This window comes from uncultured Roseibium sp., assembly GCF_947496995.1.
Lineage (GTDB): Bacteria > Pseudomonadota > Alphaproteobacteria > Rhizobiales > Stappiaceae > Roseibium.
In genome coordinates, this window is the sequence record NZ_CANMFD010000005.1 from 197,417 (window position 1) to 219,733 (window position 22,317).

The following is a 22,317-nucleotide window of genomic DNA, read 5'->3' on the forward strand; positions in this document are numbered from 1 at the left end:
GCGGCCGGTGTGACGCCGGAGGCCGGAACACCCCTTTTCAAACAGCCGCGGCAACCAATTTATGGGTAAGGTGCGGCGAGGTGATGTCTGGTGAAGGCAGCCAAAGATTGCTATACGGGCGGCGCATCGACATGCGGCGGCGAATGAGGGAGAGGCTCTCTATCGCATCCCCGCGGAACTGCTTCGGATGGCAGAGCGTTTTGGCTATGCGTCCGGAGCGATGAGAGACTACGCAAGGTGCCGGATCGGACGTGGCCCGGGCCTGCGGACACATTAGGAGATCGCGCGCAGTGACCCAGTCCATCGATAGCTTCAAGTGTAAGAAAACACTGACCGCCGGCGGCAAGACCTACACCTATTTCTCCATTCCGGAAGCAGAGAAGAACGGCCTGGAAGGCGTTTCCAGACTGCCGTTTTCGCTGAAAGTGGTTCTGGAAAACCTGCTGCGCTTCGAAGACGGGCGCACGGTCACCAGGGAAGACATTCTTGCCTGCGCCGAATGGCTGAAGACCCGCAAGTCCTCTCACGAGATCTCCTATCGCCCGGCCCGCGTCCTGATGCAGGACTTCACAGGGGTTCCGGCCGTTGTCGACCTTGCCGCCATGCGCGACGCGGCCGTGAAGCTCGGCGGTGATCCGGAAAAGGTCAATCCGCTGGTGCCGGTCGATCTCGTCATCGACCACTCGGTGATGATCGACTATTTCGGTACCCAGGACGCCTTCAGGAAGAACGTCGAACTTGAATACGAGCGCAACCAGGAACGCTACGAGTTCCTGCGCTGGGGCCAGTCCGCATTCAACAACTTCCGCGCCGTGCCGCCGGGAACCGGCATCTGCCACCAGGTGAATCTGGAATACCTCGCCCAGACCGTCTGGACGAAGGAAGAGGACGGCGAAACCGTCGCCTATCCGGACACGCTGGTCGGCACGGACAGTCACACCACCATGGTCAACGGCCTGGCGGTTCTTGGCTGGGGCGTCGGCGGCATCGAGGCGGAAGCGGCCATGCTCGGCCAACCGATCTCCATGCTGATTCCGGAAGTCGTCGGCTTCAGGCTGACGGGCAAGCTGAATGAAGGCATCACGGCCACCGACCTTGTGCTGCGCGTCGTCGAAATGCTGCGCAAGAAGGGCGTCGTCGGCAAGTTCGTCGAGTTCTACGGACCGGGCCTCGACAATCTCAGCCTGGAGGATTCCGCCACCATCGCCAACATGGCGCCGGAATACGGCGCGACCTGCGGCTTTTTCCCGGTCGATGCGGATACGCTGAAATATCTGGAAGCCACCGGCCGCGACAAGGATCGCGTCGCGCTGGTCGAGGAATATGCCAAGGTTCAGGGCATGTACCGTTCGGGCAGCGAGGAGCCGGTCTTCACAGACACGCTGGAACTCGACATCTCTACCGTCGTTCCGGCCATCTCCGGACCGAAGCGTCCGCAGGACCGCATCAACCTTGCCGACGCCGCGGCCGGCTTCGCAACAACGATGGCTGAAGAGTTCAAGAAAGCGGACGAGCTGTCCAAGCGCGTTGCCGTGGAAGGCAAGGACTTCGATCTCGGCCATGGCGATGTGGTCATCGCTGCGATCACGTCCTGCACCAACACGTCCAACCCGTCTGTGCTCATCGGTGCGGGCCTTGTCGCCCGCAATGCCTTGAGGAAGGGCCTCAAGGTCAAGCCGTGGGTGAAAACTTCGCTGGCGCCGGGCTCCCAGGTGGTAACAGACTATCTGGAAAAGGCAGGCGTCCAGGACGATCTCGACGGTCTCGGTTTCACGCTGGCCGGTTACGGCTGCACCACCTGTATCGGCAACTCCGGACCGCTGGATCCGGCGATTTCCAAGGCTATCAACGACAACGACCTGATCGCCTGCTCGGTGCTTTCCGGCAACCGCAACTTCGAAGGCCGGGTGAACCCGGATGTGCGCGCCAACTATCTGGCCTCACCGCCGCTCGTCGTCGCCTATGCCATCGCCGGGAACCTGAACATCGACATCACGCAGGATTCCCTCGGTGACGATCAGGACGGCAACCCGGTTTACCTGAAGGACATCTGGCCGACCACGGCGGAGATCACCGATCTGATCCGGTCCTCCATCAACGAGGAAATGTTCCGCGAGCGCTACGGCGACGTCTTCAAGGGCGACGAGCACTGGCAGGCCATCAAAGTGGAAGGCGGCATGACCTATGGCTGGCCGGCTGCCTCGACCTACGTGCAGAACCCGCCCTATTTCGAGGGCATGACCATGGAGCCGAAACCGCTTCAGGACATCAAGGGTGCGGCAATCATGGGCCTTTTCCTGGATTCGATCACCACCGACCACATTTCTCCGGCCGGCAACATCAAGGCGGACAGCCCCGCCGGTACTTATCTGGCGGAACACCAGGTCGCCCAGAAGGACTTCAACTCCTATGGCGCCCGCCGCGGCAACCACCAGGTGATGATGCGCGGCACCTTCGCCAACATCCGCATCAAGAACCAGATGGTTCCGGGTGTCGAAGGCGGCGTGACCATGAAGGACGGCGAGAAGAAGTGGATCTACGACGCCTGCATGGAATATCAGGAAGCCGGAATTCCGCTGGTCGTCTTCGCCGGCAAGGAATACGGCACAGGGTCTTCCCGGGACTGGGCCGCGAAAGGCACCACGCTGCTCGGCGTCAGGGCCGTGATCGCCCAGTCGTTCGAACGTATTCACCGTTCGAACCTGGTCGGCATGGGCGTCATCCCGCTCACCTTCAAGGAAGGCGAGAGCTGGCAGTCGCATAACATCACCGGCAAGGAACGCGTGACCATCCTGGGCATCGCCGACATCAAGCCGCGCCAGATGATGGATGTGGAAGTCACCTATGAGGACGGCACCACCAAGACCATCGAGTGCCTGTGCCGCGTCGATACGCTGGACGAGCTGGAATACATCAAGGCGGGCGGCATCCTGCACTACGTGCTGCGGAACCTCGTGACGAGCTGATTGGTTTGAAAACCAAATAGCGGAAGAATTGAGCGGGCCCTTCGGGGCCCGTTTTTGCTGATAAACCCTCAGCCTCGTCATTCCGGACAAGTGAGACGCAAGTCGAGCGCCGATCCGGAAACCAGACATATTTTGCGCCGAAGGCGCGCCTTAAATTAATATTTTCAGGCGCTTGTCTGGATTTGGTGCTCGCTCCCGCTTGCCCATATGCGCTGGGTTCCGGGTCTGCGCGCAGCTTTGCTGCACTTGCCCGGAATGACGAGGCTGAGGGTTTGTCAGCAAACTGGCAGGGCCTTCGAGACCCGTTTTTTGCTGAGGTATTTCCGTCTGCCAGCAAGCCTGTTTGATACGATGCCGACTCAAGGGTTTGAAGCCCAACGATCCGGTTTGGGCCTTCCCTGGACGAGATGACATCGGTGAGGGCTGGCATCAGCTTTGCGGGTTTTTCTGACCTTGTATTCACACCGATCAGCCGGAAATACCCGCAAGTATTGCCAGCGGCGCGGAAACATTGTTCCATATCTCCGGTCATTTTAAGTTTGTTATTTTTTGGAGATCTTCATGAAACCGATTTTTACGGCAATGCTTTTTCTGGGTGTTTGCGGACAGGCTGCGCTCGCGGACCCTTGTCAGGACAGGTTCACAGACCTTTACCTTCAACTCGACCAGGGCATGCCGACCAAAACGATCGCCACGACCGCTTTCAAGGGGTCGACGCCGTCGACCAACGAATTCCACTATGTCAGCCAGGACCATTACATGACCGTGCCGACCGAACCGGCCGGTCCCTGGGCGCTCGGTTATCAGAATGTGCTTTACCAGTCCGGGGACGAGGGCAAGACCTGGCAGAAGGTGCGCGAGATGGAAACGGCCCAGAACGCGGACAAGGCGCGGGCCGACAAGCTGGTCAATGCCGAAACGATCCGGAACCCTGCCTGCGGTGAAGAGACGATGAACGGCGAGACCGTGGAGGTCGTGGCGGCGGATATCACCGTGAGCCAGGGCATGGTCACGGAAAACCGCTACACCTACTGGGTCCGGCCTGGCGACGGGTTCATCGTCAAGGCGGTCTATGACACCAAGGCACCTGGGTTCGAAATGGTGACGACACAGGTTATCGAGAAGGCACCCGGACTGACCTTGCCCGCACCGCAGTGACCAGTGTGGGTCATTGGCTACGGAGCAAAGCCTGTGGTTAATTCATGGCTCCGGGCAATCCAGACGGGAGTGGGGACATGGTCAATCTTGTGGTGTGTTGCGATGGAACCTGGGCGACGCCGGACAATCTGGACGAAGGTATTCCGGCCCCGACCAATGTGGTGAAAATTCATGCCGCGATCAGCGCGGTCGATGTTTCCGGCGGCAAGCAGGAGAAGTACTATCACGCGGGCGTCGGGACAGAAGGCGGCTGGTGGAAAAGGCTACTCGGCGGCGGGATCGGTGACGGCCTGGATCGCAATATCAAGAGCGCGTACAGATGGCTCGCGGGGGTCTATCAGCCGGGAGACGCCGTCTTTCTGTTCGGATTCAGCAGGGGCGCCTACACCGTCAGAAGCCTGGCGGGGATGATTTCCGCCTGCGGACTGCTCGACCTGACCGAAGAGGGATTGCCGGATGAAATCGTCTGGGCGCGGGTGGATGAAGTCTTCGCCAACTACCGCAGGACGGAGCAGAACCGGAGAAGCCTGAGGCATCTGGCGTTTCACAACACCGGGCCGGGACTGGACGGCGCGGGGAAGACGCCGGTTCACTTTCTCGGCGTGTGGGATACGGTCGGGTCTCTCGGCATTCCAGACGAACTCGCGCTGCTGAACCTTTTCGACGATCCCGCGAAGCATTCCTTTCACGATGCGGAGCTGAGCGACACCGTTGCCTTTGCGCGGCACGCCATTGCCATGGACGAGCCCCGTTCGACATTTTCTCCGACCTTGTGGACGAAGACCGCGGCGCGGACGGATGTACGGCAGATCTGGTTTCCCGGTGCGCATTCCGATGTGGGAGGAGGTTACGCCCGCAAGGGGCTTCCCGATGGGGCTCTCAAGTGGATGATCGAGGAAGCGGCGGACTGCGGTCTTGTCTTCCGGCCGGAGGCCGTGGCCCAGATTGCCCCCGATCCGCGGGATGTGCTGCACGACTCTGTTACCGGATTCTACAAGAAGCTGAGGTCGCGGCCGCGAAGCGTGCCTTGTCTTGCCGATCCGGATTCGGGTCCGGCGTTTCATTCGTCCGCTCTGGAACGGCATGGAAATCCGCCTCTGACCCAATCCGTCTACTGGCCGACACAGCGGCTGGACGTGGGACAGAAACTCACGATGAATATCTTCGCTCGCGACAAATGGAATGCGACCGGGCTGTTTTTGAAGGCCGGCGAAGACTATCGCTTCTCGGCGTCGGGCCAGTGGGTTGATGCCACCATCAAGTGCGGTCCTGAAGGCACGAAGGACGGAGACTTTCAGGCGGGCGAGGTCATTCACCTGGCCGCTTCCGCCTGGGGGCAGGTGGAGAAGGTGTTCAAGGCCTTGTCCGGCAACCCGCAAACCGATTTCTGGCTGACCCGCCGGGAAGGAGACTTGCCCTGGTTTTCGCTCGTCGGTGTCGTTGCGAACGGGATCAGCACGGATGAAACGGGAAATGCCGTCCCGCATGAAAGCTTCCTGATCGGCAGGGGCGCGCAGATCTCTCCGAAGGGAGACGGATATCTTTATGCTTTTGCCAACGATGCCTGGCAGGCTTACGGCAACAACCGGGGCAGCGTAAAACTGACGGTCGAGCGGACCAGGTAGCCTCTATCCTCCTGCAGGCGGCCGGATTCCCGACCGCCCCTGGAGGTTGGTGTAACGGCTTTCCTACAGCTTCAAATTCAGGTCGATCACCGCCCGTTTGCCGATCCGGTTCGAGCCCCAGGAGGCGTCGATTTTCTTCTTCGGGTCGGCGGGGTCGGGTGCCTGGACCTTGATCACATACGGGCCGCCAACCGGCACGGAATAGCCGCCGCTTGGCGGAAAGCGGGATTTGTTCCGGAAAAACAGCGACTTCAAAGGGCTCATCTTGCCGTCTCCGGCTATCGTGCCGATGACCGCGGCCTCGCCCTCCTTGCCGAACAGCACATCCACGGGTCCTGCCGCGTTCTCGCGGGTCAGCGTAACCGATATCCAGGCCTCTTCCTCGTTCTTGGGACCCTTGATTTCCGCCGGCGGTTCGATGGGCCTGAAGCCGAGTGCCCTGAGGATACGGTTCACGCCGGCGCTGCCACCGGCAATGATCATCGCGGTCAGAATATAGCCGGGCGGTGTGTTTTGCTCGGGGTTTGCCGGCTGAGTGTAGATGTTGAAGAGGTTGGTCACGACGTCGAGATTGAACATCAGGACAAGGGTCAGCGAAAAGGCAAAGGCGATGACGGCATTGGCCGAAGACGTATCGAACTGGCGCAGGTAGGGCCGCCAACGGAAAATGAGCTGAAGACCGCTTTCCACCAGGACAGCGATAATGAACAGGACAAATACGGCCTTGAAGGACTCGTTGTAGATCTCGTCGCTGCCGAAAGCGCCGGGTCCGTCGCGCAGGTCGACCGTTACGGTGACGGTCTCATCCGGTTTGCCGGCGAGCTTGTAGGTGACGGTGTCGGTTGAGACTTCACCTTGCTTGGGTGGGAAGTATATCAGCGCATTTTCGTTGCCGTCCGCCTCTGCCACCACGTGAACGGTGCCATATCTGGCTTCGGGTGCGACGAACGTTTCCGTAGACCGGGTGATTTGCAGGGCTCCTTTCGGAGCAGCCTTGAGGACCTCCTGGGCGAGAGCATTGGCGCTTGTCAGCAACGGCAGCAAAAGCAGTGCCGTCAGGATCAGCAGGATCCCTTTGCCGACCCCGGCGGACTGAATAAGATTCCGATCCATGTCTCCCCCACTTTCTGAAATTCCGGCGCTTCGATTTACAGGCTCAAGAGCCAGTATTTCCGGCCACTGCAACTCAAAAAAATGTTTGCGCGGACAATACCGCTGAACGCGTTTGATAAAATTCCCGGAGTTTCAAATGTAGTGTTGCAATTTTGAGGCGAAAAATGAAGGCGGAATTTGTGCCGAGGTCATGACCGGCCGCGCGAAGAGGGTTTGTCGAGCGACGAGACCGACGTGGCGGCATGCGGATTTCAGATCAGCGTTGGCAATCGCGCGACATCACGATGGCAGAGCCGGGATTCGTCCATAGCCCGGGGCGTCACGCCCAGATCGCCATCCTCAGTCCGCGCTCGTCCCGGCGATAGTCTTTCGGAAACGGTTCCGCCTGCCCGAGGAAAATCCGCTCTGCGATCAGGCTGTTGGCGGCCGCGTCCAGGATGTCGTCGCGGCCGCAGCCGCGCGGCGGCTTCTGATCCAGGAGAGCCCGGTCAAGACCTTTCGAAACCAGAAGATCCCGCCTCTGATCGAGACCTTCCGGATTGGGGCGGCTCTTGATCTTTTTCGGCAGGCTCATTTCCCGCTTCTCGTTCAGCCGCCAGAAGGCCAGCTCCGGGTGAACCTCATGGACGCGGGCCTCAAGCTCCGGCGTCATCAGGATGTCGATCTCCCGGATCTTTGGAAAAAGATGAAAGCACTGTTTGGAGACTTTTTTCGGCGGTTGCGATGTTTTCTGTGCCGTTTCGCAGGCGGCCGGATAATCATCCTCGTAGACGGCGGGGCGCGACGGGACGGCGAAGACGGAGGACTGCCGCAGTCCCAGATGTTTTCGCGCCGCCTTCTCCGGACCGCGGCCCCCGGGGCCGATGTTGTCCGGCAGGCCGACGGGCATGTCGACCGCGATGATCCGGGCAAAAGGCTCGCAAGTGAGCAGATCGGCGAATGCGGGAAAAAGCCGGAGCTCAAGGTCTTTCGGATTGTTCAGATTGCGCAGAACGGCGACCCAGCCGGTCTTGCAGCCGTCGACGCCGGCGACCCACAGACCGGCGCTGTCAGGCACGGGCTCTGGATTCCAGAACCCGGCGCGAGGTTACCAGCGCCATAGCCCGGACGACCGATTGCTGTTCTTCTGCGAACAGCAGCTCGTCTGAGCCTTTTCTGACGCTTCTGGCCACCAGTTCGAAAACGGAAGCCGAAGCGTGCTTGAGGGCTTCCTCGTCGTCCTGTCCGGCGAGCAGATTGGCAAGAAACAGCCCGGCAATCAGATCGCCGGTGCCCTTGGGCGGATCGTTGATGACGGCATGTTCCGCGGCAACGGCGCCGCGCGGCCCGGCAAGCAGGTTGGCGATGGCGTTGCGGCGGAGCGCCGGGGACGAGGTGACCATGACGCGTTCGTTGCCGAGATGGCGGGCGGCGGCCAGGGCCTGCAGTTCGCTCTCGATCTCCCGTCCGGTCAGCCAGCCGAGCTCGAAACAATTGGGCGTGACGATATCCGCAAGCGGGATCAAGCGGTCCCGGATGGCCTCGGCAGTCTCCTCGGGCACATAAAGCCCGTTGCCCCCGGCTGGAGAATGATCGCCGATGATCGGATCGCAGAGATAGACTGCCTGCGGGTTGGCCTTTCGGACCGCCTTCACGATGCCTTCAATGGCCTCGGCCTGTTCGGCGTTGCCGAGATAACCGGAGATCACCGCACCGAGTTCGCCCAGTCCGGGCGCGCCGGCAAGATCCTGCGCAATCGCGGCAAAAGCTTCGGTGGGAGGGACGATCCGCGTGCCCTTGCCCTGGCCCGGATGCCAGGGCAGCAGAATGGTCTGCAGGAACCAGACGTCGTGGCCGACCCGCTCAAGCGCGAATGTCAGCCCGCGGCCACTGATGCCGCCGCGCACGACTTGCGAGGTGATGACAAGGATCGGCTTTTTCTGCGGCACGGGGGCGCCCGGCGGTTGAGTCATCGTCAACTACTTTCTGGAGGGTCAGGCGGCGTCGGAAGAGGATTTGCTGCCGGTGCCGTAGCGCTTTTCGATGTAGTCCAGCACCATCTTCTTGAACTCGCCGGCAATGCCCGGTCCGCGCAGCGTGGTGACCTTCTCTCCATCGACGAAAACCGGAGCTGACGGGGTCTCGCCGGTGCCGGGCAGGGAAATGCCGATATCGGCATGTTTGGATTCGCCCGGTCCGTTGACGATGCAGCCCATCACCGCGACATTGAGGCTTTCGACGCCGGGATAGTCTTCGCGCCATTTCGGCATGGACACGCGGATATGGTCCTCGATGTCGGACGCCAGTTCCTGGAACACCGTCGAGGTGGTGCGCCCGCAACCGGGGCAGGCGGCGACGACCGGCACAAAGGCGCGGAAACCCATCACCTGCAGCAGTTCCTGGGCAACCTGCACCTCGCGGGTGCGGTCGCCGCCCGGTTCCGGCGTCAGCGACACGCGGATCGTGTCTCCGATGCCCTGCTGCAGCAGAATGCCCATGGAGGCGGCGGAGGAGACGATGCCCTTGCTGCCCATTCCGGCTTCCGTCAGGCCGAGGTGAAGCGCGTAGTCGCAGCGGCGGGCAAGGTCGGCATAAACGGCGATCAGGTCCTGGACCTGGCTGACCTTGGCGGACAGGATGATCCTGTCGCGGCCCATGCCGAGAGCCTCGGCGCGTTCAGCAGAGAGAATGCCGGACTGGATGATCGCCTCGCGCATCACGGCCGCAGCCGAAACCGGGCTGGCGCTTTCCGCGTTCTCGTCCATCAGCTTCGTCAGCAGTTCCTGGTCGAGCGACCCCCAGTTTACGCCGATGCGCACCGGCTTGTCGTATTTCAGGGCAATCTCGATGATCTGGGAGAACTGCGTGTCGCGCTTGGCCTTGAAGCCGACATTGCCCGGGTTGATCCGGTATTTGGCCAGCGCACTGGCGCAGTCCGGATAGTCGGCCAGAAGCTTGTGGCCGATATAGTGGAAATCTCCGACCAGCGGCACATCGACACCGAGGCGGTCCAACCGCTCGCGGATGCGCGGCACCTGGGCCGCGGCTTCGGGCCGATCGACCGTAATGCGCACGATTTCAGAGCCGGCCCTGGCGAGCGCCGAAACCTGGGCAACGGTCGCGTCGGCGTCTGCCGTGTCGGTGTTGGTCATCGACTGCACGACAACGGGCGCGTCGCCGCCGACCATCACATTGCCGACCATCACGCCAACCGATTTGCGCCGGGGCAGGGGTTTTGCAAAATCATCAATCATCACGGGAACCACGGGGTCATTGGGATTGAGCTCATGCACACATACATGAGGGAACTCGGTCCGCTTTTCCAGCGCATGATTAGGCGGTGAGGCGAAAAAGGGCAATGGGGGCTGTTCCTGCCGGTCGAATGCGGTCGTTTTTCGCCCGGAGCGGCGGAGTGTCACGCCGGATGCTCATGGGCGGCGGTTGTCCGGCATCCTGCTGGCGCAGTCCGGCAAAACCGGTATCCTGCGGCAACCCAAGTCAAACTTCTGAGGGCAGCACATGTTCATCACGGTTCTGGAACGGTCCCTTTCCCTGGCGCAGCACAATATCGGCACGCTGCTCAGGACAGGGTGGGCCTATATCCTGCTGCTCGTCGCCCTCAACTTCGCCATCGGCGGGGGACTGATGCCGGAAAGCGGGTTCAAGACGGTGTCCTACATGACGGAACCGGTTGCCGCCGTTGACGAGGGCGCCCTGCGTCTGCTGGCGGCGGTCGCCAATCTGCTGGTCGGCTTTTCGATCGCCATTGCCTATATCCGCAAGATCCTGATCGACGCACGGGACTTTCCGGTCACGTTCGGCGGGCGCACCCTGCGGGTGATCCTCAACCAGATCGTTCTTGCCCTGATCGGTCTTCTGTCGCTCATACCCCTGGCGATTGTCGCGCTGCTGCTTGCCGCGGTGACGGCGGGCGCGGGCCTGCTGCTTTTCTTTCTGGCGCCGTTTATTGCATTGATGGTGGTACAGCGGTTTTCGGTTATCCTGCCGGCCGCGGCACTCGACGACCCGCTCACCTTGAAGGAAAGCTGGCGGGCGACGTCCGGGCTCGGCTGGGCCATGGCATTTTCCGCCCTGGTCATGAGCCTGCTCGCCGGCTTTCTGGTGTTTGCCTGGGCGTTGCTGCTCGGTATCAGCGACGGGCTCCTGCCGGCAAGCGTGCTTTGGCAGCAGATTCGCTCGGCAGTGTTTCCCATGGGCACGATGCTGATCCTTGTCTGGGCGTTCGCCAGCCTTCACGCCACATTTTACGGACTGATCCGGGAACGGTTCGCCGAACGGCTCGGCCTGAAGCCTGCCGACTACATCAGGGCGGACGAGAAGAGGGCCGCTGCGAGCGCCCGCGCCCGCAAGGCGCTCGAGCGGGTCCATCGTCTGCGCCGGCGGTAGAAAAAAGACCCTACCGGGACGCAACGGCCTGGAATGGCCTGGAACGTTTCGGCAATCACTTTTGTCATTGCAATGTTGCGGTGCAGTGCCAACTGGTAGAATGATGTATCGACAAAATTTCAGTTCTCGGGAGTTCCCTCATGCTTTCCAATAAAACCGCCGTTGTAACCGGATCCACATCGGGGATCGGCCTTGGCTGCGCCCGCGCTTTTGCGGAAAAAGGGGCCAATGTGGTCATCAACGGCCTTGGTGATGCGGATGAAATCGAGAAGACACGCGCTGCCATCGAGGCCGATTTCGGCGTCCGCTGCGTGTACTCCCCCGCCAACATGCTGAAGGGTGACGAGATCGCCGCCATGATTGCCGACGCGCAAAAGGAATTCGGGTCGGTCGATATTCTCGTCAACAATGCTGGCATTCAGTTTGTTTCGCCGGTAGACGAGTTTCCGGTCGACAAGTGGGACGCGATCATCGCGATCAACCTGACGTCGGCCTTTCACGGTATCCGGGCAGCGCTGCCGGGCATGAAAAAGGCGGGCTGGGGCCGGATCATCAACACCGCGTCCGCGCATGCTCTTGTCGCTTCGCCGTTCAAGTCCGCCTATGTTGCCGCCAAACACGGCATCGCCGGCCTGACGAAAACGGTTGCTCTGGAAGTGGCCCAGCAGGGCATTACCGTGAATGCCATCTGCCCCGGCTACGTCTGGACTCCGCTGGTGGAAGCGCAGATCCCCGACACGATGAAGGCGCGCAACATGACCGAGGAAGAGGTCAAGAAGGACGTGATGCTGGCTGCCCAGCCGACCAAACAGTTCGTGACCATCGAACAGGTTGCTGGATACGCGGTGTTCCTGTGCTCCGATACCGCCTCTTCGATCACCGGCTCCATCCTGCCGATGGATGGCGGATGGACGGCGCAATAAGGGGTCCTGGGGGTTCCAGGCCCTTGTGAAAAGGCCGAAGGAGGGCCGCTGTGGCTGCACCGAAAAAGATAAATCTCGCCCTGCAGGGCGGCGGTGCGCATGGCGCGTTTACCTGGGGTGTTCTGGACTGGTTTCTGGAAGACAACCGCTTTGTCATAGACGCGATAACCGGAACGTCCGCAGGCGCGATGAATGCGGTTGTTCTGGTCAGCGGCATGGAGGCGGGCGGCGAGGCAGGCGCGCGGGAAAGCCTGGAAAATTTCTGGCGCGAGGTCAGCAACCATGCTCACTTCAGCCCGATCCAGCGCTCTCCCCTGGATGTTCTCCTGGGCCAGTGGAGCCTCGATTTTTCGCCGAGCTATCTCTATTTCGACGTGATGTCGCGGTTTGCCTCTCCCTATGAACTCAATCCGTTCAACGTCAATCCTCTGCGCGACGTGGTGGCGAAGGTTGTCGACTTCGACAAGGTGCATGCCTGCGATGCGGTGAAGCTGTTCATTTCAGCGACCAACGTCTTCACCGGCAAGATCAGGATCTTCACCCACAAGGAAGTCACACTGGATGCGGTGATGGCGTCGGCCTGCCTGCCGCATCTCTATCAGGCGGTGGAGATTGACGGGGAACCGTACTGGGATGGCGGCTACATGGGCAATCCGCCGCTTTATCCGCTGTTTTACGAGACCAGAACGCCTGATGTGGTGCTCATCCAGATCAATCCCCTGGAGCGGCGCGAAGTGCCGAAGAGCGCGCGGGAAATTCTCAACCGCGTCAACGAGATCAGCTTCAATTCCACCCTGTTGCGCGAACTCAGGGCCATCGACTTTGTCTCCCGGCTGATCGAAGAGGGGAAACTGTCGCATGAGGACTACATGAAGGTGAATATGCACCGGATTACCGGTGAGGAGCTGAAACCGCTGCAGGCCTCGTCGAAACTGAATGCCGAATGGGCGTTTCTGACCGAATTGCGGGACATCGGCCGCAAGACCGCCCGGGACTGGCTTGACCGACATTACGACGATATCGGCAAACGCTCGACGATCGATCTGCGAAGCGAGTTCTCGTGATGCGGACCGGGCGTCGAGACGGTTCGGCGTTAACCTTCTGTTAGCCGTGTTCGCAAGTGGCATTGCAGATTGCAATGCAGCAGTGGTGAAGACTTCCTGAACGAAATCAGCATCTTGTGTTTTGCATCCCGGCCGCGGGCAGATCTGGGTATCTGGCCGGGAAAACAAATTGGCAAGGCTTTTGCGATTGAATAGGCACGCTGATTGTCAGGTAGTGCGTCGTCAGCGAAAAGTGGACGGAAGAAGCGGGCAAATGCGACCCCGCCTGCTTCTTCCTTCCCACCAGGATCCGGCAGGTGCCGTTCTCCGGCATTCAGCATGTTCCGCACCTTCTGCCGCAGAGCTCTTGTCTTTTTCATATAAATTCAATTTTCGGGATGGTAACTGTTCTTAAATTGCCGTCTTGGCGACCTATTTCTAGAGCAGTCTGTGTTCATTCGAATGCGGACAGGACGCTCTGACAGTTTAGGACCGGTCGATATTTTGCTTTCGGCGCCCGGCCGAGCGACGGCAGACCGATCTTTTTGGCTTACGGGAAAAGGGATTTGCGATGAGCGACAGGATGACCCGGTTTCTGACAGGTTGCCTCGGTGCGCTGACGGTGATGGCCGGTTCGGGAGGCGCTGTTGCGCTCGAGGCAATGGCGGCGAGCGACGTGGCACGGATTGCGGAGATCACCGATAACGGCGGTTGTCCGCGCTGCGACCTGGAACTGACCGAACTCCGGGCACTGACCGTGAAGAACGCAAATTTCTACGGAGCGAACTTGCGCGAGGTCGACCTGAAGGAGGCTGTGCTTCCGGATGCGGACTTCCGCGAAACGGATTTTCGCCGTACGGAAGCAGAGCGAGCCGATTTTTCCGGAGCCAATTTCTCCAGCGCCAGCATGCGGTCCGTCGATCTTGAAAAGGCCAATCTGACAAACGCCAATTTTCAGAATGTGGACCTGAGAGACGCGGACATGAATTCCAGCATTGCCAGCGGTGCGAATTTTGACGAAGCAGACCTCAGGAACGTCACACTGATCCGTTCCGTTGCGGATGGGGCGACATTCAGGGAAGCGAAAATGGACGGGGTCAATCTCGAGCGGGTGAAACTCACCGGTGCGAATTTTCATAACGCTCGTCTTCGTCATGCAAAACTCGACCGCATCAACGCACAGGGCGCGGATTTTTCCGGTGCGGATCTGTCCAATGTGCGGCTGGTCAGTTCCGATCTGAGCGGCGCCAATCTGACCAACGTGAATTTCGACGGTGCGCTGCTGCGCCGGACGCGCCTGCCGGGCGCCGATCTGACGGGCGCCACGAACCTGGACCCAAGCCGGATTCTGGGTGCCTGTGGTGATGCGGCCACCAAACTTCCAAGCGGCATAACACTGATTGATTGCACTTATTGACAGCTGCGGCACCGGGTCTGATTCAAGGCGCGGTTCCGCTGCCAGAAATGCAGTGCGGGGCTGGGCTCTGCCAAACGTTCCACTCGCCCTCGCTGAAGGGGCTGGAAGTCCGGGACGCCATTCAGGTTTGAGACGTTGTCACGCGTTTTCGCTGACCGGTTCCAATTGAAACCTTATCCGGCGGTTCTCAAGGCATTTGCTGAACAGCGCTGTTTTCCAGAAACATGTCGCGTTAAATTGAATTCAGAAATTCGCCCGAACGCATTTGCAATGCAAACGCTGCCTCGGGCGTCTTCCTTGAACCATCAATCCGCTTGACCGCGATATGCTCTAGAACAGGTCGAATGCGAAGCGGTAGCTGACACCGACGCCGACGCTGAACTGGTTCTCGCTCCCGCCTTCGGCAATCGGGCTGTCGGCGGCATCACCAATCAGACGGTCGTAGCCGCCCTGAAGGTGGAGACGGACATCGTCGTTCCAGTCGTAACTGGCACGGGCCGCAACACCAAGGCTCTTGAAGCCGGCGCTGGGGCTGTAGGCGGTCAGGCGTCCGCCGCTGTTGGCGGCTTCAGAGGCGGTGACCCCGAAATAGGTGTCCATGTATTCGCCGGAAGCAAAATCGGCACGCGGGCCGAAGCTGACTTCCCATTTTTCATGCGGATAGATGATCCCGTCGAGGCCGAGCTGCCCGACCTGGCCGGTATGACCGTTGATGCCCTGACGCAGTTCCGCGAAAGCACGGAAGTGTTCGGTGCGATATCCGCCGCCAAGCCCGAGCTCAAGCGCCCAGTCCACTGTTTTGGTTCCGCGAAGATCCGCGCTGTCGCTGGCCTTGCGTTCGCCGATGAAATTGAAGGCCGGATAGAGGAACGGTCCGGTCCTGCGCTTGCCGTCGTTTACCTGGCCGAAACCCGGAACATAGAAACGGCCGACTGAGATGATCGGAAAAGGATAGACCAGATAGCTGTCCGAAGCTTCGTAACGCGGTTTGACCATCGCGCCGATGCCGAGATCGATCACAAACTGCTTGTTTGCGTCCTCGGTGGAGAGCTGGCCACTTTCCGCCAAGGCGGCTCCAGACATGGCGCTCAAGGAAAGGGCCAGTGCGGCGCGCGACAACAGCTTCATCATTATGATCACATCCATTGGAATCCGTTGATCGGACAATAGCACGAGTAGGGGTTATAGAAAGCCTAAGGAATCAAGGTTGTGTAGAACTGTTGCATTTGCGCATCTGGACGCTTTTTCAGGGAGATCGGATGGCAAACAAACCGGCGTTAAAAGATGCCGCGCCTTGCAGCTTTTCCGTCTTGCGGCTACATGAGGATCAGGACAGATCCTGAACGGCAACGGAAGAGACCATGACAGCCCTTTTCAACGTCATTCTTATCGCACTTGAACTCTACACATACGTGATCATTGCCTCTGCGATCTTCTCGTGGCTCTTTGCCTTCAATATCGTCAATTCGAACAATCAGGTCATCAACGCGATCGGCCGAGTTCTCTACAATCTGACGGAGCCGGCTCTTCGGCCGATCCGCCGGTTTTTGCCGGATCTGGGAGGGGTCGATATCTCCCCGGTGATCCTGCTGCTGCTGATCATTTTCCTCCGCCAGATCATCATCATCAATCTGATGCCGCTGTTCGCCGGATATTGATCCCCTGAAAGTCAGTTAATGAACAAAGCCCGGGCCATCTGGTCCGGGCTTTACGTTTGTTTACAATTCTTTATTCGTCATGCCATGGCTCGACCATGGCATCCATGCTGCTGCGTTCTCCCGCATTCCAGCCTGGCTTGATCAGAGGTCGCGGCATGGATAGCAGGGTCAAGCCCTGCAACGACGGAGTGAATTCAGGGAATTTTCGACTTTGCAGTGAGCATGGGGCTCAGCAGAGCTGGTGACGACATGAGGCAGACCTTTGCCGGAAGGCTGGGCCCGAGGATTTCTTGTTGCTGGTCTAGTCTTCCAGCTTGCGGGCCTCGTCCGGCAGCATGATGGGGATGCCGTTGCGGATCGGGTAGGCAAGCCTCGCCGAGCGGGAAACCAGTTCCTGCTTCTGCGCGTCATATTCCAGTGTCGACTTAGTCAGCGGGCAGACGAGGAGTTCAAGAAGCTTCCTGTCTACAGGGCGTTCCGCGGGTTCGGTCATGGGATCGGTCTTTCTGTCGTACGTGCCTGCTTCACCCTGCCCGCCTGCGGGATCGCATCCCGGCAAAGCCGGGGGTGCTACTGCAATGTGGATCCGCCGTCGTTCTGGGATTTGGCGAGGTCCATCTCGGTAATGGCGATAAGGGTTTCGGCGCGGGTCTTCAGGTCGCGGGCTTCCAGAAGGGCCTGTTTTTCCTGGGGGCCATAAGGGCACATCATGCAAAGCGCGTTCACCAGGACTTCCGTTTCGGCTTCCGAAACGCTGCGCCAGTCGGCTTCCAGATTGTTGGCGTCGAGATAGTCGCGCAGGGTCTTCAACAGGCCATGCCGGTCGACGTCTTCCTCGCCTTCGCCGCATTTGAGATCATGGGCGAAGGGCGCGAAGTCGCATTCCACCTGACGGAAGCCGGAATATGAGCTCTTCTCCTTGCCGAGGGCGAAGCGGGTGACGCCCTGAAGGGTGATGAGATATCGCCCGTCGCCGGTCTCCTGAAAGCTGGTCAGGCGGCCGACGCAGCCGACGCTCGCCAGCACCGGGTTGTCTTGGTCGTCGGCATTGCTGTCCGGAGACGGCTGGACCACACCGATCAGCCTGTTTCCTCCCAGGGCTGCATCGACCATGTCGATATAGCGCTGTTCGAAGATGTTCAGCGGCAACTGGGTTCTGGGGAGAAGCAGGGCACCGGGCAAGGGAAATACGGGGAGGATCGGCGGCAGATCCGCGATCGTTTCGTAAATGGCATTTCCCGCCTGCATTTCCCTGCCTTTCCTGTCGTCTTCATGAGGATCCGGTGTCTGCGCACCTTCTGATGCGCCAGACTGTCCATGACCTAATGTGTGGCTTGATCGGTAATCGTCAAGAAAACAGCACCGCCGAGAGCTTGCGTCGGCCATAGGCGCTGGCCGGGTCCTTGAAGCCCCAGGCTTCAAAGAACTGCAGCAGCTGCGTGCGGGCACCGTCCTCTTTCCATTCCCGGTCGCGGCGGACAATCTCGATAAGCTGATCCACAGCGCCGTTCTTGTCGCCCTTGCCGTTCAGCCCGAGAGCCAGGTCGAACCGGGCCTGAAGATCGAGCGGATCTTTTTCGATCCGGTCCTGAAGGTCGGCCAGATCGCCAAGAGAAGCCGCCTGTTCGGCCAGATCGAGCGCCGTCTTCGCGGCGATATAGGCCTCTTCGGAACGCTTTTCCTCAGGCACAAGCTCGAGGGCCTGTTTGGCGCGCTCCGGTTCGCCGGCGGCCAGATAACACTGGGCGAGGCCCGCAATGGCCCTGGTGTTGTCCGGTTCCATCTGCATGACGGCCCCGAAGTGCTGGGCTGCCTGGGCGAAGTCTCCGGCGGCGAGCAGTTCTTCCGCCTGTTCAAGATGCAGCTCAGCCTGGTTCACGGGGGCCGGGCCGGCGACCTTCTCGATGAAGGCCTTGACCTGGCTTTCCTGCTGCGCGCCCATGAAACCGTCGACCGGCTGGCCGTCCTTGAAGGCGACAACCGCCGGAATCGACTGGATGCCCATCTGGCCGGGGACCTCGGGGTTTTCGTCGATATTCATCTTGGCAAGCTTGACCCTGCCGCCGGCGGCCTTCACCTCGGCTTCGATGATCGGTGTCAACTGCTTGCAGGGGCCGCACCAGGGCGCCCAGAAATCCACCAGCACGACCTGATGACGGGAGGCTTCCATGACGTCCGCCATGAAGGTCTCGGTGGTGACGTCGAAAACCAGATCGCCGCCCGCGGGAGCGCCGCCGCCTCCGGACGCGCCCTGTCCGCCCGTCGGTCCGCCGTAGCCGCCACCCATGCTGCCACCGAAACCGCCGCCGATCTGGCCGCCCATGGTGTAATTGCCGTTGCTCATCTGTCCGCCTCGTTTCTGTGGTCCGTGTCTGCCGCGCCCGGACCGAAAGTGGTAACCGTCAAAGGGTCGATTTGGCTCATAACATGGAGCCGATGCACCCGAATTACAAACGCCCGGTGCACGGCCTTCACAAGCCGGCCGCCACCGCCTCTTCGCTGACCGCGAGGACGCGGGCGGAATGACCGCAGGCACCGGCGAATTTCATCAGGTCGTCCGCCTGAATGGATGTGGTCGCATCATTCTTGAGCGGATGAAAGTTGAGAACATTGTGCTGCATCATTGCCGCGTCGAATACCGGGGTGACCCGCTGTGCGTCCCGGTCGTTGATCAGCGAGAAGGGTGTCACCGATCCCGGTTCCACACCCAGCACCTCCATGAGAAGATCCGCATTGCCGAAAGACACGCGCCCCTGGGCGCCAATGATCTGGTGGATCTTCTTCAGGTCTATCTGCGCATCGTGCAGGGCCACGATCAGGAACAGGCGGCCCTTCTTGTCCTTCACGAACAGGTTCTTGGTATGCCCGCCGGGAATGCGTTCATGCAGATCGCCGGATTCCGCCACGGTGAAGACAGGCTCGTGATCGACCGTGGTCACTTCGATATCGAGATCCCCGAAAAAGCTCATCAGGTCTTCGCGGCTTGCCGGCATGCTGTTTTCCCAGGTCCTGGTAAGGGCGGAAGCTTGCTCCGTTCGGCTCCCGGCCCCGGGCAAGCTCCAGTCCTTTAAAATCGAACAGGTTTTGCGTTTTTCATGGCATTGCATGAAAACAGCCTGATCTAGCGCGTTTCCGCATTGCGCCACAAGGGCGAATTGGCAGACTATAGTGCTGAATTCCGTGGTTTTTCCGAGGAGTGGAGCACAGGAAATCCACAAAAAGACAGGACTGAAAAATTCTGCAGATTCGGTGTTGCAATCCGTCCCGGCTTGGTTCATATACAGCGCCACCGACGCCGGGGCCTTACTTCCCAGGCGGTCAGGTCGCTGTGCGGGCGTAGCTCAGGGGTAGAGCACAACCTTGCCAAGGTTGGGGTCGTGGGTTCGAATCCCATCGCCCGCTCCAGATTTCAAAAGGGCCTGGGAGAAATCCCGGGTCCTTTTTTGTTGCCGCAAAACCTCTCCTCTTAACACTGCTTTTCACTGCATCCGACGGGCAAGGTGCTCAGAGTTCTGCTCTGGCAAGTGTGCCCTGCTGCCCAATCGTATCCCGGTACAAAAGTGCTTGGGTGCAAAAAGCAGTCCATGCAGCTCTTGTGATGCATCATTTGTGTTTTTATTAGCTTTAATGAAACAAATGTTGCAAGAAGCGGAAAAGGCGTTAGGATTTGATCCATGGAGACGCCGCCGCTTGCAGATGTGATAATCAATTCCTTTGACGGTTATTCCGCCGAAGTTAGAAAAGCCGCGCGGTTCGTGCTCGATAATCCGCGCGATGTGGCGCTTCTGTCCATGCGGGAGCAGGCCCGCCGGGCCGGGGTCCAGCCCTCCACCATGATGCGGCTGGCGAAGCAGCTCGGGTTTGAAGGTTTCGATCCGGTGCGGGACGCCTATGCGGACGCCATGCGAAATCCGGCAACCAGTTTCGAGGGCAAGGCGCGCGATCAGCAGCGTCTGCAGGATCTCGGCGGCGACCAGGCGCTCGCGGCGAAGATCGTCGCTTCGGTCACCCGACAACTTCAATCCTTGTCTGCTGCAGAGCAGCTTGTCCGCCTGAGCGACGCCGCGACGCTTCTTGCCGGTGCCCGGCGTGTTTATTGTCTTGGCCTGCGCGCCAGCCACCCGATCGCCTGGCAGCTCAACTACATCCTGTCGCTTGTCGGCGACAAGTCGGTCCTGCTGGACGACATCGCCAACACCGGGTCGGACCGGATCAGGTTCGCGGGCAAGGAGGACGTGCTCTTTGCCGTCACCGTCACGCCCTATACCCAGCTGACACTGGATATCGTCGATTACGCACACAAGCAGGGCGTGCCGGTCGTCGCCCTGACGGACAGTCCTGTCTCGCCGCTGGCCAAGCGGGCCACCATAACGATCGCCACGACAACGGAGAGCCCCTCCTTCTACCATTCGATGACACCTGCCTTTTTGCTTGCAGAAATCCTGGCCGTTCTGGTCGCCGGTCAGGGAGAAAAAGAGACACTGGAAGCACTCAGGCAGGTGGATTCCTATCATGCGAGCCTCGGCACGCATGCAACGACACGGCCCCATCCCACCGCGACCCCATCAAAAGAAATCCAATGACGCATCTCCTTCACCGATCCATCCAGTCCGACCTTCCGGTCGCCGCCCGCGGTAAGGGCGTTTACATCTATGACCGGGACGGGAACGCCTATCTCGATGCTTCGGGGGGCGCAGCGGTCTCCAGTCTCGGTCACGGTCACCCGGATGTCCTGAAGGCGCTTCACGCGCAACTGGACGCCATGGCCTATGCCCATACGGGTTTCTTCACGACGGAGGTGGCCGAGGCGCTGGCCGACCGGCTGATCGAGGAAGCCCCCGAGGGCCTGGAAAAGGCCTATCTGGTCAGCGGCGGGTCGGAGGCCATGGAGGCGGCCCTGAAGATGGCGCGCCAGTATTTCGTGGAAACCGGCCAGCCGGGGCGCCGGCATGTGATTGCCCGCCGCCAGAGCTATCACGGCAACACGCTGGGAGCGCTCGCGGCGGGCGGCAACGCCCTGCGGCGGACGCAGTTCAGCCCGCTGCTCATCGAAACCCACCACATTGCGCCCTGTTATGCCTACCGTCATCAGCATGAAGGCGAGAGCCCTGAGAATTATGGCGCCCGCGCGGCCGGGGAACTGGAAGACCAGATCCTGGAGCTGGGCGCAGACCAGGTGATGGCGTTCGTGGCCGAGCCGGTCGTCGGCGCCACCAGCGGCGCGGTGCCTCCGGCGCCGGGGTATTTCCGCAAGATCCGCGAGATCTGCGACCGCTACGGTGTCCTGCTGATCCTGGACGAGGTCATGTGCGGCATGGGCCGCACGGGCACGCTGCATGCCTGCGAGCAGGAAGGCGTCAGTCCGGATCTCCTGGTCATCGCCAAGGGCCTCGGCGGCGGCTATCAGCCGATCGGGGCGGTGCTGCTCAGCGGAAAGATCTTCCAGGCTTTCGAACAGGGCAGCGGGTTCTTTCAGCACGGGCACACCTATATGGGCCACCCGATGGCGGCGGCAGCCGGGCTTGCGGTGCAGGACATCATTCGGCGCGACAACCTCCTTGCGAATGTCAGGGCCATGGGAGCGCATCTGACGGATTGTCTGGGACAGCGTTTCGGGCGGGATCCACGCGTTGGAGACATTCGCGGCCGGGGGCTGTTCCAGGCGATCGAGCTTGTCGAGAACAAGGAAACAAAGGCGCCGTTTGATCCGGCGCTCAAGATCCACGCACGCATCAAGCGCGAGGCCATGCAGCGGGGTTTGATGGTCTATCCGATGGGAGGCACGATCGACGGCCGGAACGGGGATCACGTGCTGATCGCGCCGCCTTTCATCGCGACGAGGACAGATATCGAAACAATCGTTGACCGCCTCGGCGCTGCAGTCGATGCGGCGCTGCAGCCGATCTAGAGGGTGTCCTTGCGTAAATTTTCGCATAGAGTGGTTGCAGCAAAGTCTTTCACAGCCTGCGAGGGCTGTGCTCAGGGGGCGAGGAGGAACCGCGCCCGAAACCATAAGAACAGGGGAAAC

19 protein-coding genes and 1 tRNA gene are annotated in these 22,317 nt (G+C 60.3%); 11 read left to right on the plus strand and 9 right to left on the minus strand.

Annotation, left to right across the window (positions count from 1 at the left end):
* Positions 1 to 290: 290 nt before the first annotated feature.
* From acnA to Q1B40_RS19945, 3 genes are all read left to right on the plus strand, one after another.
* The gene (gene acnA, locus Q1B40_RS19935) at positions 291 to 2,966 is read left to right on the plus strand and encodes an aconitate hydratase AcnA (protein ID WP_299818365.1); all 2,676 of its coding nucleotides are present in this window, start codon (positions 291 to 293) and stop codon (positions 2,964 to 2,966) included.
* Between the two features lie 561 nt (positions 2,967 to 3,527).
* Positions 3,528 to 4,124, plus strand: coding sequence for a hypothetical protein (locus Q1B40_RS19940; RefSeq protein ID WP_299818368.1), 597 nt, complete (start codon positions 3,528 to 3,530; stop codon positions 4,122 to 4,124).
* A gap of 77 nt (positions 4,125 to 4,201) precedes the next feature.
* On the plus strand, positions 4,202 to 5,749 hold the full coding sequence (locus Q1B40_RS19945) for a DUF2235 domain-containing protein (protein WP_299818371.1): 1,548 nt from the start codon (positions 4,202 to 4,204) through the stop codon (positions 5,747 to 5,749).
* Positions 5,750 to 5,812: 63 nt separating this feature from the next.
* On the opposite strand, the gene Q1B40_RS19950 is transcribed toward Q1B40_RS19945, so the two are convergent.
* From Q1B40_RS19950 to ispG, 4 genes are all read right to left on the minus strand, one after another.
* Entirely contained in the window at positions 5,813 to 6,862 is a 1,050-nt protein-coding gene (locus Q1B40_RS19950; RefSeq protein ID WP_299818374.1) for a hypothetical protein, read from the minus strand.
* Between the two features lie 319 nt (positions 6,863 to 7,181).
* The gene (locus Q1B40_RS19955) at positions 7,182 to 7,919 is read right to left on the minus strand and encodes a DUF429 domain-containing protein (RefSeq protein ID WP_299818377.1); all 738 of its coding nucleotides are present in this window, start codon (positions 7,917 to 7,919) and stop codon (positions 7,182 to 7,184) included.
* The gene (gene pdxY, locus Q1B40_RS19960; RefSeq protein WP_299818380.1) at positions 7,912 to 8,814 is read right to left on the minus strand and encodes a pyridoxal kinase; all 903 of its coding nucleotides are present in this window, start codon (positions 8,812 to 8,814) and stop codon (positions 7,912 to 7,914) included. Before pdxY ends, Q1B40_RS19955 begins: the two co-directional genes overlap by 8 nt.
* A gap of 21 nt (positions 8,815 to 8,835) precedes the next feature.
* On the minus strand, positions 8,836 to 10,095 hold the full coding sequence (gene ispG, locus Q1B40_RS19965; RefSeq protein ID WP_299818383.1) for a flavodoxin-dependent (E)-4-hydroxy-3-methylbut-2-enyl-diphosphate synthase: 1,260 nt from the start codon (positions 10,093 to 10,095) through the stop codon (positions 8,836 to 8,838).
* 265 nt (positions 10,096 to 10,360) lie between these two features.
* Here ispG and Q1B40_RS19970 point away from each other — a divergent pair, with 265 nt between their 5' ends.
* The 4 genes from Q1B40_RS19970 to Q1B40_RS19985 all read left to right on the plus strand — a co-directional run bounded on the left by Q1B40_RS19970 (position 10,361) and on the right by Q1B40_RS19985 (position 14,631).
* Positions 10,361 to 11,248 carry a 4-hydroxy-3-methylbut-2-en-1-yl diphosphate synthase gene (locus Q1B40_RS19970; RefSeq protein WP_299818386.1) on the plus strand — a complete coding sequence of 296 codons (888 nt, stop codon included), beginning with the start codon at positions 10,361 to 10,363 and terminating at the stop codon, positions 11,246 to 11,248.
* 140 nt (positions 11,249 to 11,388) lie between these two features.
* Positions 11,389 to 12,171: a 3-hydroxybutyrate dehydrogenase gene (locus Q1B40_RS19975; protein WP_299818389.1), complete on the plus strand. Its 783-nt coding sequence runs from the start codon at positions 11,389 to 11,391 to the stop codon at positions 12,169 to 12,171.
* Between the two features lie 50 nt (positions 12,172 to 12,221).
* Positions 12,222 to 13,235 (plus strand): patatin-like phospholipase family protein, encoded by a 1,014-nt coding sequence (locus Q1B40_RS19980; RefSeq protein ID WP_299818392.1) that lies wholly within the window; start codon positions 12,222 to 12,224, stop codon positions 13,233 to 13,235.
* A 550-nt stretch (positions 13,236 to 13,785) separates the two neighbouring features.
* Positions 13,786 to 14,631, plus strand: a complete 846-nt coding sequence (locus Q1B40_RS19985; protein WP_299818397.1) for a pentapeptide repeat-containing protein — start codon at positions 13,786 to 13,788, stop codon at positions 14,629 to 14,631.
* A gap of 330 nt (positions 14,632 to 14,961) precedes the next feature.
* Here the strand turns inward: Q1B40_RS19985 and Q1B40_RS19990 are convergent, their stop codons facing one another.
* Positions 14,962 to 15,777, minus strand: coding sequence for a MipA/OmpV family protein (locus tag Q1B40_RS19990; protein ID WP_299818400.1), 816 nt, complete (start codon positions 15,775 to 15,777; stop codon positions 14,962 to 14,964).
* A 215-nt stretch (positions 15,778 to 15,992) separates the two neighbouring features.
* On the opposite strand from Q1B40_RS19990, the gene Q1B40_RS19995 reads away from it, so the two are divergent.
* The gene (locus Q1B40_RS19995) at positions 15,993 to 16,289 is read left to right on the plus strand and encodes a YggT family protein (RefSeq protein ID WP_299818405.1); all 297 of its coding nucleotides are present in this window, start codon (positions 15,993 to 15,995) and stop codon (positions 16,287 to 16,289) included.
* Positions 16,290 to 16,590: 301 nt separating this feature from the next.
* On the opposite strand, the gene Q1B40_RS20000 is transcribed toward Q1B40_RS19995, so the two are convergent.
* The 4 genes from Q1B40_RS20000 to Q1B40_RS20015 form a co-directional block, all read right to left on the minus strand.
* Positions 16,591 to 16,782 carry a Trm112 family protein gene (locus tag Q1B40_RS20000; RefSeq protein WP_068408002.1) on the minus strand — a complete coding sequence of 64 codons (192 nt, stop codon included), beginning with the start codon at positions 16,780 to 16,782 and terminating at the stop codon, positions 16,591 to 16,593.
* 77 nt (positions 16,783 to 16,859) lie between these two features.
* Positions 16,860 to 17,537, minus strand: coding sequence for an LON peptidase substrate-binding domain-containing protein (locus Q1B40_RS20005; RefSeq protein WP_299818408.1), 678 nt, complete (start codon positions 17,535 to 17,537; stop codon positions 16,860 to 16,862).
* 100 nt (positions 17,538 to 17,637) lie between these two features.
* On the minus strand, positions 17,638 to 18,633 hold the full coding sequence (gene trxA, locus Q1B40_RS20010) for a thioredoxin (RefSeq protein WP_299818411.1): 996 nt from the start codon (positions 18,631 to 18,633) through the stop codon (positions 17,638 to 17,640).
* A 127-nt stretch (positions 18,634 to 18,760) separates the two neighbouring features.
* Complete coding sequence (locus Q1B40_RS20015; RefSeq protein WP_299818414.1) at positions 18,761 to 19,282, minus strand: prolyl-tRNA synthetase associated domain-containing protein; 522 nt, start codon at positions 19,280 to 19,282, stop codon at positions 18,761 to 18,763.
* A 337-nt stretch (positions 19,283 to 19,619) separates the two neighbouring features.
* Here Q1B40_RS20015 and Q1B40_RS20020 point away from each other — a divergent pair.
* The 3 genes from Q1B40_RS20020 (at position 19,620) to Q1B40_RS20030 (ending at position 22,197) form a co-directional block, all read left to right on the plus strand.
* Positions 19,620 to 19,694 (plus strand) — tRNA-Gly (locus Q1B40_RS20020).
* 269 nt (positions 19,695 to 19,963) lie between these two features.
* On the plus strand, positions 19,964 to 20,872 hold the full coding sequence (locus Q1B40_RS20025; protein ID WP_299818417.1) for a MurR/RpiR family transcriptional regulator: 909 nt from the start codon (positions 19,964 to 19,966) through the stop codon (positions 20,870 to 20,872).
* Complete coding sequence (locus tag Q1B40_RS20030) at positions 20,869 to 22,197, plus strand: aspartate aminotransferase family protein (protein WP_299818420.1); 1,329 nt, start codon at positions 20,869 to 20,871, stop codon at positions 22,195 to 22,197. The genes Q1B40_RS20025 and Q1B40_RS20030 overlap by 4 nt, the downstream gene beginning before the upstream one ends.
* Positions 22,198 to 22,317 lie beyond the last annotated feature (120 nt).

Excerpts from the sequence above, each read along its gene's own strand:
- Q1B40_RS19940 (WP_299818368.1), top strand. The coding sequence starts at position 3,528 with ATGAAACCGATTTTTACGGCAATGCTTTTTCTGGGTGTTTGCGGACAG.
- Q1B40_RS19945 (WP_299818371.1), top strand. The coding sequence starts at position 4,202 with ATGGTCAATCTTGTGGTGTGTTGCGATGGAACCTGGGCGACGCCGGAC.
- Q1B40_RS19950 (WP_299818374.1), bottom strand. The coding sequence starts at position 6,862 with ATGGATCGGAATCTTATTCAGTCCGCCGGGGTCGGCAAAGGGATCCTG.
- pdxY (WP_299818380.1), bottom strand. The coding sequence starts at position 8,814 with ATGACTCAACCGCCGGGCGCCCCCGTGCCGCAGAAAAAGCCGATCCTT.
- ispG (WP_299818383.1), bottom strand. The coding sequence starts at position 10,095 with ATGATTGATGATTTTGCAAAACCCCTGCCCCGGCGCAAATCGGTTGGC.
- Q1B40_RS19970 (WP_299818386.1), top strand. The coding sequence starts at position 10,361 with ATGTTCATCACGGTTCTGGAACGGTCCCTTTCCCTGGCGCAGCACAAT.
- Q1B40_RS19975 (WP_299818389.1), top strand. The coding sequence starts at position 11,389 with ATGCTTTCCAATAAAACCGCCGTTGTAACCGGATCCACATCGGGGATC.
- Q1B40_RS19985 (WP_299818397.1), top strand. The coding sequence starts at position 13,786 with ATGAGCGACAGGATGACCCGGTTTCTGACAGGTTGCCTCGGTGCGCTG.
- Q1B40_RS19990 (WP_299818400.1), bottom strand. The coding sequence starts at position 15,777 with ATGGATGTGATCATAATGATGAAGCTGTTGTCGCGCGCCGCACTGGCC.
- Q1B40_RS19995 (WP_299818405.1), top strand. The coding sequence starts at position 15,993 with ATGACAGCCCTTTTCAACGTCATTCTTATCGCACTTGAACTCTACACA.
- Q1B40_RS20000 (WP_068408002.1), bottom strand. The coding sequence starts at position 16,782 with ATGACCGAACCCGCGGAACGCCCTGTAGACAGGAAGCTTCTTGAACTC.
- Q1B40_RS20005 (WP_299818408.1), bottom strand. The coding sequence starts at position 17,537 with ATGCAGGCGGGAAATGCCATTTACGAAACGATCGCGGATCTGCCGCCG.
- trxA (WP_299818411.1), bottom strand. The coding sequence starts at position 18,633 with ATGAGCAACGGCAATTACACCATGGGCGGCCAGATCGGCGGCGGTTTC.
- Q1B40_RS20015 (WP_299818414.1), bottom strand. The coding sequence starts at position 19,282 with ATGCCGGCAAGCCGCGAAGACCTGATGAGCTTTTTCGGGGATCTCGAT.
- Q1B40_RS20025 (WP_299818417.1), top strand. The coding sequence starts at position 19,964 with ATGGAGACGCCGCCGCTTGCAGATGTGATAATCAATTCCTTTGACGGT.
- Q1B40_RS20030 (WP_299818420.1), top strand. The coding sequence starts at position 20,869 with ATGACGCATCTCCTTCACCGATCCATCCAGTCCGACCTTCCGGTCGCC.